The sequence below is a fragment of the Kandleria vitulina DSM 20405 genome, from assembly GCF_000702065.1.
In the GTDB taxonomy this organism is placed as follows: domain Bacteria; phylum Bacillota_I; class Bacilli_A; order Erysipelotrichales; family Coprobacillaceae; genus Kandleria; species Kandleria vitulina.
Genome location: NZ_JNKN01000037.1, coordinates 1 through 13762, shown reverse-complemented (window position 1 = coordinate 13762; position 13762 = coordinate 1). Strand labels below are relative to the sequence as shown.

The 13762-nt window shown below is 35.6% G+C and carries 15 protein-coding genes; 3 read left to right on the top strand and 12 right to left on the bottom strand.

Annotated features, from left to right (window positions below; translation table 11 throughout):
- From T513_RS12210 to T513_RS0108025, 6 genes are all read right to left on the bottom strand, one after another.
- On the bottom strand, positions 1-257 hold a 257-nt coding region (locus T513_RS12210; RefSeq protein ID WP_479691149.1), incomplete at its 3' end, for a transposase.
- 91 nt (positions 258-348) lie between these two features.
- Positions 349-1134 (bottom strand): ABC transporter ATP-binding protein, encoded by a 786-nt coding sequence (locus tag T513_RS0108045; protein ID WP_029072320.1) that lies wholly within the window; start codon positions 1132-1134, stop codon positions 349-351.
- Positions 1121-2002, bottom strand: coding sequence for an ABC transporter permease (locus T513_RS0108040; RefSeq protein WP_031589709.1), 882 nt, complete (start codon positions 2000-2002; stop codon positions 1121-1123). The genes T513_RS0108045 and T513_RS0108040 overlap by 14 nt, the downstream gene beginning before the upstream one ends.
- An 11-nt stretch (positions 2003-2013) precedes the next feature.
- The gene (locus T513_RS0108035) at positions 2014-2982 is read right to left on the bottom strand and encodes an ABC transporter substrate-binding protein (RefSeq protein WP_029070409.1); all 969 of its coding nucleotides are present in this window, start codon (positions 2980-2982) and stop codon (positions 2014-2016) included.
- 359 nt (positions 2983-3341) lie between these two features.
- The gene (locus T513_RS0108030) at positions 3342-4898 is read right to left on the bottom strand and encodes an NAD(P)/FAD-dependent oxidoreductase (RefSeq protein WP_031589708.1); all 1557 of its coding nucleotides are present in this window, start codon (positions 4896-4898) and stop codon (positions 3342-3344) included.
- 4 nt (positions 4899-4902) lie between these two features.
- Positions 4903-6015: an NAD(P)/FAD-dependent oxidoreductase gene (locus T513_RS0108025; RefSeq protein WP_029072317.1), complete on the bottom strand. Its 1113-nt coding sequence runs from the start codon at positions 6013-6015 to the stop codon at positions 4903-4905.
- 105 nt (positions 6016-6120) lie between these two features.
- Between T513_RS0108025 and T513_RS0108020 the strand changes: the two genes are divergently transcribed.
- A complete protein-coding gene (locus tag T513_RS0108020; protein ID WP_029070406.1) occupies positions 6121-6861 on the top strand; it encodes a YebC/PmpR family DNA-binding transcriptional regulator in 741 nt (246 codons plus the stop codon).
- 59 nt (positions 6862-6920) lie between these two features.
- Here the strand turns inward: T513_RS0108020 and T513_RS0108015 are convergent, their stop codons facing one another.
- The 3 genes from T513_RS0108015 to T513_RS0108005 are packed head-to-tail and all read right to left on the bottom strand — an operon-like array spanning position 6921 to position 9473.
- Complete coding sequence (locus T513_RS0108015; RefSeq protein ID WP_031589707.1) at positions 6921-8081, bottom strand: NAD(P)-dependent malic enzyme; 1161 nt, start codon at positions 8079-8081, stop codon at positions 6921-6923.
- A gap of 11 nt (positions 8082-8092) precedes the next feature.
- Positions 8093-9028, bottom strand: a complete 936-nt coding sequence (locus tag T513_RS0108010; protein ID WP_031589706.1) for a type I phosphomannose isomerase catalytic subunit — start codon at positions 9026-9028, stop codon at positions 8093-8095.
- A gap of 1 nt (position 9029) precedes the next feature.
- Entirely contained in the window at positions 9030-9473 is a 444-nt protein-coding gene (locus tag T513_RS0108005) for a 2-thiouracil desulfurase family protein (protein WP_031589705.1), read from the bottom strand.
- A gap of 131 nt (positions 9474-9604) precedes the next feature.
- On the opposite strand from T513_RS0108005, the gene T513_RS0108000 reads away from it, so the two are divergent.
- Complete coding sequence (locus T513_RS0108000; RefSeq protein WP_031589704.1) at positions 9605-9802, top strand: hypothetical protein; 198 nt, start codon at positions 9605-9607, stop codon at positions 9800-9802.
- A gap of 104 nt (positions 9803-9906) precedes the next feature.
- Positions 9907-11166, top strand: a complete 1260-nt coding sequence (gene sstT, locus T513_RS0107995; RefSeq protein ID WP_201783603.1) for a serine/threonine transporter SstT — start codon at positions 9907-9909, stop codon at positions 11164-11166.
- Between the two features lies 1 nt (position 11167).
- Here the strand turns inward: sstT and T513_RS0107990 are convergent, their stop codons facing one another.
- The 3 genes from T513_RS0107990 to T513_RS0107980 form a co-directional block, all read right to left on the bottom strand.
- Positions 11168-11626 carry a YolD-like family protein gene (locus tag T513_RS0107990; RefSeq protein WP_080703134.1) on the bottom strand — a complete coding sequence of 153 codons (459 nt, stop codon included), beginning with the start codon at positions 11624-11626 and terminating at the stop codon, positions 11168-11170.
- Complete coding sequence (locus T513_RS0107985) at positions 11623-13098, bottom strand: Y-family DNA polymerase (RefSeq protein WP_031589702.1); 1476 nt, start codon at positions 13096-13098, stop codon at positions 11623-11625. Before T513_RS0107985 ends, T513_RS0107990 begins: the two co-directional genes overlap by 4 nt.
- A gap of 101 nt (positions 13099-13199) precedes the next feature.
- A complete protein-coding gene (locus T513_RS0107980) occupies positions 13200-13388 on the bottom strand; it encodes a hypothetical protein (protein ID WP_031589701.1) in 189 nt (62 codons plus the stop codon).
- Positions 13389-13762 lie beyond the last annotated feature (374 nt).

The window sequence follows — 13762 nt, the reverse complement described above, 5'->3', positions numbered from 1 at the left end:
TTTCTTAGAGAAGGCTTTCCGTGCTGCATGTAGGCAAAAAGAATGGCCTTAAGCATCCTGAAGTTATCATGTCCTTTACGTCCTCTGGTCTCGTTCTTTTTCATGTACCTTGAAAAATCAATTCCTCCTATCGCTTTCAGGAACGAGAACAGTTCATCATCTTCATCAAGAACATATTCAAGATTAAGTGGCAAACACATCTGATATAGGTTATAATGATTATTGTAATTAGGTTCTTTTATATTCTTGTAACTCATAACCTAATTATACCAAAAAAGTGGCTGCACTCACTAAATAGTGAGTACGCCACTTTTTTTACTGTATTTTATTTCGTTACAGCTTCTTCTTTTAATTTCTTAAAAGCATACGATCGTTCATTTCACTGGACTGTGTAAAGACACGAATAAGATCTTCTACACTCATGTTTTTCTTTTCTTCTTCTTTAATATCAGAAATAATTTTTCCATCTTTCATAATAAGAATACGATTGCCATAACGAAGTGCATCTTCCATGTTATGAGTAATCATCATTGTAGTAATATGATTCTCTTTTGCAATCTTTTCTGATAAAGCCAAGACTTTCTTTGAAGTTCCTGGGTCTAAGGCTGCAGTATGTTCATCTAATAAGAGCAGCTGTGGTGTGACAAGTGTTGCCATCAGCAATGTCAATGCTTGTCTTTGTCCACCTGACAATGTTCCTACTTTTGTATCAAGTCTATTTTCAAGACCTATATCTAATTCTTTTAATGCATCAATAAAGTACTTTCTATATTTATGAGTAACTGGTCTTAAAGAGAAATGCTTTCCTCTTGAAAAAGATAAAGCTAAATTCTCTTCAATAGTCATAGATGGTGCAGTACCTTTTAGTGGATCTTGGAATAGACGTCCAATATGACGTGAACGAATGTATTCTTTTGTATCGGTAATGTCGTGATCATTCAAGATAACTGATCCACCTGTAATATCTACAGCACCTGAGATACTTTGAAATAATGTAGATTTACCTGCACCATTTGATCCAATGATGGTGATAAAATCACCTTCGTTGACTGTTAAATCAATATGATCCAAGGCTTTTTTCTCATTGATTGTTCCTTCATTGAAGATCACTGTAAGGTCCTTAATTTTTAGCATGTTTCTTTTTTCTCCTCTTCAATGATGTTGATGATATAGCCACAATGACAATGGCAGCAGACAAGATCTTTAGATCTCCTGTTGTAATGTTAAACTGTAAGGCAATTGTTAAGATGGCACGGTATAGAATAGATCCAATGACGGTAGCAATAAGCATCATAGATACACGATCACTTCTGATAAGTGTTGTACCAATGATAATGCTTGCTAAACCAATAACCATCATCCCAATACCAGCAGACATATCCGCATAGGCCTGCTGCTGTGTGTAGATAGCACCAGATAAGCCAACGAGACCATTGGCTAATCCTAAGCCGATGACTTTCATCTTATCAGTATCAATGGAGCTAGCACGTACCATATCTTCATTATCCCCACAGGCCCTTAAAGCAAGTCCCATCTGTGTCTTGAGGAAATAATTTAATAATAATACCAGTAAGATCACAATGATAAATATGATGATAATCTTATCATAGGGATCAAACTTGGCAAATGATGTAAAGATTGTCTTATTGTCAAGCAAAGCAATATTTGAAGACTGATTCATAATTCGCAGATTGACTGAATACAGCCCCGTCTGAGTCAATATCCCACTAAGAATAGGATTGATTTTTAACTTGGTAATAAACAATCCTGTCACAATTCCGGCTAGACATCCTATCACAAAAGCTAAGGCTAATCCTAGTACCGGTGAACCTAAAAGGGTAATGACTGCGCTTGTTGCGCAGCCAGTTGTAAATGATCCATCCACAGTTAAATCTGGAATGTTCAATATTTTAAAGCTGATAAACAATCCTAGCGAGAGCACAGCGAAGATTCCGCCAAGCTCTAGTACGCCAAGGATCATTTTAATGATTTGATCATTCATATAAAAACTCCTTAAATCTCGATATACTTCTTATCATTCTTGATGCTGTCAGGTAATGTCACCTTAAGAGTAGATAATGCTTTCTTGTTGACATAGATATTTAAGTTTGTCTTGAAGACTTTTACAGGCAATGATGAAACACTCTTACCTTTAAGAACCTGATCTGTCATACGCGCAGTTTCTCTACCTAGTTCTTCATAATCAATACCAACTGTCATGAAGCCACCATCTTTTACCATTGAATCTGCACCTACATAATAAGGAATACCAGCCTTCATAGCTCTTTGACCAGCAATGCTCATTGCACTTGCGACTGTATTATCATTTGGAGAGAAGATAGCATCGCATTTAGAAGCTAATGTATCAACTGCAGACTGTACTTCATTGACACCTACAACAGTTGCTTCTTCTACCTGAATATTCTTTGAAGCTAAGTATTTCTTGATGTTTGCGATATTTGTGACTGAATTGGCTTCACCTTTATTATAAAGAAGACCAATCTTTTTCATGTTAGGCTGAACCTGTAAAGCTTTTTCCATGATCTGATCAACCTGTACTTCATCGCTTGTACCAGTAATATTTTTATTTGGCTTAGTTAATGAAGCAGTTAATTTTGCACCCACTGGATCACTTACTGCTGAAAAAATAACTGGTGTTTTATTAGCGAGACGAGCAGCTGCCTGAGCTGCAGGTGTTGCGATCGCAACAACGACGTCGAAGTCTTTCCCCTGAAAATCATTTGCGATACTTGCAAGTGTATTGTTGTCACCTTGACCGTTCTTGAATGTATATTCTACATTCTTATCTGTATAGCCGAGTTTATTCATTTCATCATCAAATGCACTTTTGATTGTATTAAGTGATGTATGATCCATCATTTGGATAATACCAACCTTCTTTTTAGATGAAGATGAAGAACATCCTGATAACAATGAAGCTGCCATAGCTCCTACTAATAAAGTTTTAAATAATTTTTTCATAATAATATCCCCTTTTCTTGTGACATTTATTATTGTGAAACAAAAAACGCCCATCCACAAAGGACAGACGTTGATCTGCTATACCACCTTAGTTTAAAATGCCATCACATTTTTGCTTTATAACATAAGCAACACGTTCCGTGATACTCAATTTCCCACGGACCCTCATAGACCCACTTATTAAGCTGCCATTATCAGGATCACACCATCCCTGACTCTCTATGAACACATTTCTTAATAATTCTTTCTACTCTTAAGTTTAAGTAAACTCTATCATACCAGAAGTATGAAGTCAAATAATCTCAGGATAATTTTTATTTTGCCCAATATTCATTAAAATTATTTATGTTCTTTACAAATTACTGCTTACAAATCTGTTCTGCACATAAAATACCGTCCACTGCTGAAGACATAATGCCACCGGCATAGCCTGCTCCTTCACCAATTGGATAGATCCATTCAACATTGGAATGCATCTGTTTATCACGAGTGATACGTACTGGTGCACTTGAACGTGATTCAACGGCAGTGATAACTGTATCTTCATCAATAAAGCCTGGCATTCTTTTATTCATTAATGTAAATCCTTCTTTTAAGTTTTCATTGATAAATGATGGGAATACTTCATTGATATTAGCTAATGTATAACCTGGCTTATAAGATGGAATAATGTTTCCTAATTCCACACTAGCAACATTGTTCATATAGTCTTCCACTTTCTGAACTGGTGCTTTTAATTGACCACCGCCCAATGCATAGGCTTTTTTCTCTAATTCTTTCTGGAATCTTACTCCGTCCAATACATCATGTCCAAAATCATCAGGTGTAACATTGACAAGCACTGCACTATTAGCATTTTCTTTATCTCGTGCATAATAGCTCATACCATTAACACAAAGTAATCCTTCTTCTTCACTTGAAGGAACGACAACTCCACCTGGACACATACAGAATGTATAGACTCCTCTTTTCTTGCTTGTCTGCACAGCTAACTTATAAGGTGCCGCTTTTAAGGCAGGATGATGAGCGGCTGACTTGTACTGTATTTCATTGATTTTTTCTTGTTTCTGTTCAATACGTACACCTACCGCAAAGGCTTTAGGAATCATGATAAGCTTTTTGCTTAACATTTCGTAAGTATCTCTTGCACTATGACCAATTGCCAAGACAAGATCATCTGTTTCTAGTACTTCCTTCTTGCCCTTTGATTCTACTTCTACATAGTGCTTTCCATCTTCTTCATAATAATTAGTAAACTTTGTTTCAAAAGAAATCTTTCCACCTTTTTCTAGAATGTCTTTTCTCATAGAAATAAGCACTTCTCTTAAACGATCAGTTCCAATATGAGGAAGTGATTCATATAAGATTTCTTCTGGAGCACCATGCTTTACAAATGTTTCTAGAATATAACGAATTCTTTTATTCTTTGTGCCTGTTGTTAACTTACCATCGGAGAATGTTCCTGCTCCCCCTTCTCCATAGGAGATGTTGCTTTCAGGATTGATTGTTCCATCTTTAAAGAGTGCGTCTACATCTTTCACACGTTCTTCTACTTTCTTGCCACGTTCTATAAGATGCACATCTTCTCCTATCTGTGATAACACATAGGCACAAAATAGACCTGCTGGACCTGAACCTACAATGGTTACTTTCTTATTATTCTTTACTGGATAATCATAATGATATGGTTCATAGAGACTTAAGATCTTCTTATGACGATTTAGTAGTCTTTCTTCTTGATCGACTTCAAAAATAAATGAACAGTTAAAATGAACATTTGATCTTCTTGCGTCAATTGATCTTTTTAACAGTTTTACATTCTTGATCATACGCTTAGGGACATTCAATTGTGTTGAAATGACCTTAGCGTAATCTGTCTCAGAAAGTGATACTTTTATATTATTTATTCTTAACATGTTATTACTCCTTTAAATCTCTTGCTATTCTTTTAGCACATGCCAATGCAAAATGTAAATTATATCCGCCACAGTCTCCTGTTACATTTAATAATTCTCCCATCGCATACAGATGAGGATACTTCTTGCTTTCTAATGAAGAATTGACATTCTCAAGCAGAATGCCACCACTCATAACTTGTGCATACTGCGCTTCTCTTAATTCCTTGACTTCAAGAGTCAGATCTTTTAAGAAAGGCAATGGCTTTGTTTTTTCAAGTAGAGCACTGATCTGATAAGGTACAAGTCCATCATATGGATGCTCTAATTCTTGAAGAGAATCTATTATATCTTTTAGTTCTTCTTTTGTATACTCCTTCATCATATCAATATGAAGACGGCATCCTTCTTCATAGCATCTAGATAATTGCATAACTGCAATACCACTTACGCCATATTGTGTAAAAAGCAATTCTCCATCTTCTTCTCTTAAGATGCGACCATCTTTTTCTAATGTGAAATGTCCTTTTACACGTACACCTTTTAATTGTTTATAGACAGGATGTGTAATCATCTGTGTTAATGATGGTGTCATCTTCTTCATTGATAGATCAAGATGTCTTAAAATCTTTTGTCGATCATCCATTGTAGATAGTTTTCCCGCAGGAGTTCCCATCGCAAGAACAACACCATCACTATGATAGTGGGATGTTTCTGTTTTTATATGATATGTACCATCATAATAAATATCTTCTACTTTTTGTTCATAAAGGAATACGACTCCAAGATTTTCTGCATGTGACATCAGAATGTTTTTAACACTCTTGGCCTGCTCACTTCTTGGATAAAGCAAATTTCCCATATATTTTGTATAAAGTCCTAATGATTTCATGGCTTCTTCCATATTGAAATCTTCGACAATATCTTTAACTAAATCTAGCTGATCACCTTCATAATGAGAGATATTCATCTCTTTATTGGAAAGATTGCATCTGCCATTTCCAGTTGCTAAAAGCTTCTTTAATGGTGTCTTATTTGCTTCTAAAACAATAACATCAAGAGAAGGATGAGACTGTTTTAAAAGTATTGATAAATAGACGCCAGAAGCCCCTGCACCGACTATAATTATTTTCCTCATTTCTATCACCGAAACCATATTACCATAAATTTTTTAAATTTATTGAAAATAACAATAAAAATGTTTATAATTGACTAGTAATTTTACTAAGGAGGCAATTTTATTATGGGTAGAGCTCATGAAGTACGTAAGGCATCAATGGCCGCTACTGCTGCAAAGAAAACAAAAATCTATTCTTATTATGGAAAAGAAATTTATCAAGCTGCAAAGTCTGGTGGTCCAGATCCTGATGCAAACCTTTCTTTAAGAGCTATTATTAATAAAGCAAAGAAGGATCAGGTACCATCTCACGTTATCAATAACGCTCTAGATCGTGTTAAGAGTGGTGCAACTGACAACTATGACTCACTTCAGTTTGAAGGTTTTGGTCCTAATGGTTCTACATTAATCGTTAAATGTTTAACTGATAATGTAAATAGAACAATCTCACAGGTACGTCCTGCATTCACTAAAGCACATTCTAAATTAGGTGCTGAAGGTTCAGTTTCTTACTTATATAATGTTGAAGCAGTTGTTCAGTTCAAAGGTTTATCTGAAGAAGATGCTTTAGACGCTTTAATTGAAGGTGAAGTAGACGCAAAAGATATCGCAACATTAGATGATGGTTCAATTAAGATTACTGGTGAACCTACAGACTATAACAATATCAAGGTTGCCATTCAGGCTAAACTTCCTAAGGTTGAATTTGATATCGATGAAATCCAGACTATCCCTACTGAAACAGTTGAACTTGAAGGTGAAGACATGGATTTATTTGAACGTTTAATGAACTTATTAAATGACTGCGAAGACGTTGACCAGGTTTATCATAACGTTTCAAACTACAATGATGGAGAAGAAGAATAACATTTGTTATTCTTTTTTTATTTTAAAAGTCCTTATCATTCATGATAAGGACTTTTTCTTTACTTTTCTGCTTCAATTGCCACAGCTTTTGCGACAACTTTGGATACACGTGGATCGAATACACGTGGAATAATATAGTCTTTAGATAATTCTTCGTCTTTGATAAGAGACGCAATTCCTTTTGCGGCTGCTACTTTCATGGATTCAGTAATCTGTGGTGCACGTGCATCTAGTGCCCCTCTGAATAATCCTGGGAAGGCTAACACGTTATTGATCTGGTTAGGATAATCTGATCGACCAGTTCCAACGACTGCAGCCCCTGCTTCAATCGCATCTGCGTAAGTGATTTCTGGTTCTGGGTTGGCCATTGGAAAAACAATTGGATTTTCTTTCATGCTGGCAACCATTTCTTTTGTAACAAGTCCTGGAGCGGATACACCAATAAAGACATCAGCTTCTTTCATTGCCTCTGCCATAGTCATGCGTTTACCTTCGCTATTGGTAATCTCAGAGATTTCTTTTGTCAGGAAATCATATTGATCATAATCTTCTTTTGTGACAATACCGTTGATATTGAATCCATAGATTTCTTTTACACCAAGATCATGAATCATATGAATGATAGAGCTGCCTGCAGCGCCAGTTCCTGATACGACAACTGTGATATCATTGATATCTTTTTTTACAACTTTTAGGGCATTGATCAATGCAGCACTCAAGACAATTGCTGTTCCATGCTGATCATCATGGAATACTGGGATATTGCATTCTTTCTTTAGTGTTCTTTCTATTTCTACACAACGTGGTGCACTGATATCTTCAAGATTGATACCACCAAATGTTGGAGCTAGCTTTTTTACAATATCAATGATTTCCTTAGGGTCCTTTGTATCAAGACAGATTGGCACGGCATCAATGTCCGCAAATTCTTTAAAGAGAATAGCTTTTCCTTCCATAACTGGAAGTGCTGCTTCTGGACCGATATCTCCTAATCCTAATACTGCTGTTCCATCTGTTACAACGGCAACGCTATTGGATTTCCATGTGTACTTATAGACGTTTTCTCTATCTTTTACAATTTCTCTACATGGCTGAGCAACCCCTGGAGTATAGGCTAAAGATAAGTCTTCAGCATTCTGGACATTGACTTTTGGTGAGACTGCCACTTTCCCCTTATATTTTTCATGCATACGCAAGGCTTCTTCATAAACTGATTCCATTTCGTATCCTCCTATAATGTTGTAACCATCACTTTCATGCGTCCATCATAGATGATTGTTTCTACATCACTACAGATAATAAAGTGATCTCCTGCTTTGACTTCTTCATCATTAAGTGTTCCTACACCTTCAATAATGCTGACAAGCTGGAATGGTTCTTTATTTATTATTTCATTTTTATCTGTAATTGTATAGCCATAAACGGATAAGAATGGACATTTCAGATAATTAGTTTTTGTCCCTGTTTCTAGTTTTTCATTTTCAAAGAACATTTCTTTATCATTAGAGGCAGGTACAGTCGTAACATCAATAGACTGTTGTACATGTAGTTCACGTTCGTTTCCTTGATCGTCCTTACGATGATAATCATAAACACGATATGTAATATCTGAAGACTGCTGTGCTTCATAGATCAATGATCCTTTACAGATCGCATGTAATGTTCCAGCAGGAATATAATAGAAGTCTCCTTTATTTATAGTGAACCGATTTAACAAATGATCATAATCATCTCTTTCAATATAATCAATCAATTCCTCTTTTGTTTTTGCATGATGTCCCATAACCATCTGTGTTCCTTCATCACAGTCCAATACAAACCATGATTCAGTTTTCCCTAAACTGTTTTCATGTTCATTGGCATATTGATCATCAGGATGAACCTGTACAGAAAGGTCTTCTTTTGCATCAATGATCTTTACTAACAATGGAAACTGATCACCTTCAATATTGCCAAATAGTTCACGATGATTTTCGAATAACCAGGAAACAGTCTTTCCTTCATATTCTGTATTGGCGATTGTACAATCTCCATTCTTATGTCCTGAAATAACCCATGCTTCTCCTGTATGATCACTTGGAATATCATATCCATAATAATCTTTTAGTTTATGTCCTCCCCAGATTTTTTCATGCAATACTGGATTCATCTTTAATATATGTCCCATCTTATTTTTCTCCTTTTCTCTTTAATAAATATTCTTCTGCCGTATAGACATGTATATCATGTTTACGCAATAATCTTACAAAAATGCCATCACCTTTGATTTTTGTATGTGAATAGGTTCCATCATAGATAGTCCCTGCCCCACAGCTTGGACTATTGCTTTTAACAATGACTGTGTCTACATTGTTTTCTAATAAATGATCAACAGCTTTACGTGCACCTTCCACATATTCTTTTGTGACATCTTTTCCATTGACAGTCATGACCTTTAGTGGTGATTCACTTACTATTTCTGCTGGATCACGAGGAATAGGAAGTCCTCCGAGAACTTCAGGACATACAAGTATGGCCCCTTCTTTTTTTAGTTCTTCTAATTCTTCTACTAAATTTGAGTCTCCTCTGTAAGTACAGTTATCGCCTACTAAACAGCGACTTATTCCGATCATTGATTTCACCCTCTTTATTTATATTGGTCATTATAACACATTAATTGTTATGAGTATTAGATTAACAAAATGAGAAAGCTTGCTTGATGAAACAAGAATACATGTTATAATTGCCTAAAGAGGTGGAAAAAATGGATTCTCAAAACAATCATAAATATATGAATATGTTTACCATGATTGGCTATTTTCTTGCGATCATATTAATTATTGCATTAATTTTTACAAGAAAAATAGAATTATTACTGCCAATTGCTATAGTGATTATCGCATGTCGATTAATTGGCTATAGTATTGATCATTTTATTGAATACAAGAACAGCGAGAATTAATTTATATTCTCGCTGTTTGTTTTTTACACTTTTTCATTTATTATGTTTGGATATTCATAAAAAATATGTTATATTACTTCCTATATATAAAGGGGGATATAATTTTGAATATCGTTAAGAAATATAATGAGACAAGTCTCATTATACGAATTGCCTGTGGTCTTGCCATCGGTGTTATTCTTGGATTGTTCTTTCCTCATCTTGTAGGATTAAGAACACTTGGGGAGCTTTTTGTAGGTGCTCTCAAATCCATTGCACCTATACTCGTATTTTTTCTAGTATGTAGTGCTTTATTGAATGGTAATGGAAAGCTTGATAAGAAATTTGGAACCGTCGTGTTCTTTTATCTTACAAGTACCTTCTTAGCCGCATGTGTTGCTGTAGGAGCATCCATGTTATTTCCACAAAAGATTGTGCTAATGAAAAGTGCAGAAAAATTGCCTTCTGCCCCATCAGGAATTGCAGATGTTATTAATCAGTTATTTCTTAATATGATTGATAATCCTGTCAATGCATTAGCTACTGCCAATTATATTGGTATCTTATTCTGGGCTATTGTGTTTGCTTTTGCCTTAAAGCGTCTTGCAAATGATGCAACTAAGGAATTATTTAATGATCTAGCTGAAGGATTAACCCAGATTATCAAATGGATCATCAATTGTGCACCATTTGGTATTTTAGGTCTATCTTATGCTACTATTTCACAAAATGGTATCTCTGTATTTGCAAAATACAGTTCATTGTTATTGGTACTTTGTGGTTCCATGTTCTTTGTGGCATTAATTATTGATCCACTTATTGCAGGTATTGCACTGCGTACCAATCCTTATCCGCTTGTCTTTAGATGTCTTAAGGAATCTGGTATTACAGCCTTCTTTACTAGAAGTTCTGCAGCCAATATTCCTGTCAATCTTGCTTTATGTGAACGTCTTGGATTAGACAAGGATATGTACTCTATCTCTATTCCATTGGGTGCAACTATCAACATGGATGGTGCTGCTATTACTATTACTGTTATGACATTGGCAACTGCCAATCTTCTTGGTATCCATTATGACATATTGACTGCGCTTGTATTAAGTGTTCTTTCTACTTTAGCCGCATGCGGAAGTTCCGGTGTTACTGGTGGATCATTATTGCTGATTCCTCTTGCCTGCTCACTATTTGGTATTTCCAATGATATTGCTATGCAGGTCGTTGGTGTCGGCATGATTCTTGGTGTCATTCAGGATTCAGTTGAAACAGCACTTAACTCTTCTGGAGATGTTCTCTTTGCTGCTACAGCCGAATATCGTTCTTGGCTAAAAGAAGGACGTCGTTTACCTGATTTCATGTATCCACGTAAGAAGAGAAAGAAACATTAATCTATTTTACAAAGACAATGTCATCAATCATGATTTTGCTTTGATTCATGATCAATAGACGATTGATGTCATCATATGTCTTAATAACATCACTTATTACAAAGAGGGATCCTCCCTCTTTTTTTTGATCTTTAACAAAATAGGTAACTTCTATTTCTTCATGATCAAAGTAAGCCTGTCGTAATCTATAATCAATCATTTCTTTTTGATCTTCACTTAACTCAGGTTTACTCATTGTCATTCTCTGTGTCTCATTAATAGAATCTTCATAACCAGTCAACGCTGAAAATGGCGCAAACTGTGCTGCTCTTTTATAGGTAGACATATGTTTTCTTCTTGATACATGACGTGGAAGATTGATGATATCCCCGTATTTCTCATAAGCTTCTCTTGCACGATCTTCTAGTTCTTCTATATCAACACCATACACGTTATGCCATTGATTGTTCCTTTTCCTCATGCCTTATGTCCTCCAATTTGCTTATTGCGTTCTCTCGCTGTTGCACCTTCTTCAAAGTTCATTCCTTTTAATGCTGCATTCTTGCCAAATTTTTCTTGAATGTCAATCATTGTTTTCTGGAGTACTTTTTCTTCTTCCAATCTCTTGCTTTCCTGTTTTCTCAACTGATCTTCTTTATTGTAATCAACAAACAGACTCATCTGTTCATAGGAAGGCCCCTGATTGATCGTTTCATTTTTTATATTTAATGCCGTAATATTTAAACGTCTCACCATCAGTTCCTTATTGACGATCCGATCAAAAAGCACACTGATTGATTCACGCATTATTTTTGATGAAGATGTTGCTATCCTAAACTTCACTGTCCCATGTGCATGGCGTGGCATCTTTCTGCCATAGAAGTCGACACTCATTTCTCCTTTATAGTGATTATTAGAGATATCATAGCCAACATGTAAGACCAGTCCACTTGCGACAAAGTGCTTGGATACAAGATCAAGGGAAAGACGCTCCGCCATTTCCTTAGCGACTAGCCTCGCTTTCTTAAAATCATAGGCACACTGCAAGACCTGGCCAGAACCCATACTATTGTTTTGAGGTCTATAATTCTTAATATCCTTCATTTCTGCACTCTCATAGCCAAATGCATGATCTATCAGCAGTTCCGCATTTACGCCAAAAAGCTTATAGAGGAGATCTTCATTATTATAAGCACAACGGGCAATGTCCCCCATCGTATACATATGATAAGCCTCCAGTTTTCTAGCATAACCCATTCCCACACGCCAGAAATCAGTCAATGGACGATGTGTCCATAGATATTTGCGATAACGCATTTCATCAAGAAATGCCATGCGCACACCATTCTCATCTGGCTTCATATGTTTAGCCACAATATCCATTGCGACTTTTGCAAGATACATATTAGGACCAATACCAGCAGTTGCTGTTATACCAGTTTGATTATAGACATCTTTGATCATCTTCATAGCCAATGTTTTAGCGTCATTATTGTAAGCATGAAGATAACTTGTAAGATCGATAAAGACTTCATCAATGGAATAGACATGTATATCCTCTTTTGCAATATACTTAAGATAGATTCCATAGATTTTACTGCTGACTTCAATATAGCGTGCCATACGTGGTGTTGCCACATAGTAATCAATCGCAAGATTTTTATTTTTTTCTAGTTCTTTATAATCATACGATGAGCCTTGAAGTTTATAGTAATGATTATCTTTTAAACGTTCTTTATTGATGCTCTTTACTTTTTGAATCACTTCAAATAATCTAGGACGACCAGATATTCCCAAGGACTTCAGCGATGGAGAAACCGCAAGACAGATTGTCTTCTCAGTTCGAGATTTATCTGCAACAACCAAGTTTGTCATAAGTGGATCGAAACCACGATCCACACATTCTACTGATGCATAGAATGACTTAAGATCAATACATAAATACGTTTTCATTTCTCCACCTCCTTATAGCGTTATTATACTACATCAAATAGCCGAAAAATTCACGCTTATTATATTTTAAAACCAAATTTCTGGCATTAAAAAAGGAATCCTTACACGAAGATTCCATTAATATACAAGTCTCCTAAAATGATAATAAAAAGAATAAGCATTATAAACAACATAAAAACAACAGTTACAATAAAAGCAGTCAACCCTCTTAAATGAAGACTCCTGATTACAAGTGAATATGTAAAAATGATAATCCCTGTAATCAACGCTACTACAAGCTCATTAAACATGCTATTATCCTCTCCCTATTGATACCCTTAATAATATTGATGATCTTCCAAACTGCGGGAAATCATCTTTCTGTTACTTTCAGCGGGTTTCTGGAAATCTTTTCCAGTACCCGCTCTTTTTTGATCTGCGGGAAAGGCATGGGGTACAATAGTATCATACAAATCCTTCAGAAAGAAAAAGTGTGATGAATCTCCCTGACCAAAGTTTGATTCATCACCCATCATACGACAATATGATAATACGACAATATTCAAAAAAAATCAATACATGCGACAAATTCAGATTTATTGAGGATTTCAGAAAAGAATACAGACCCGCTGAAATCATTGAGCATCTCCGCAGGAAGATGAGCGGTTTCAGATGGCATATCCAT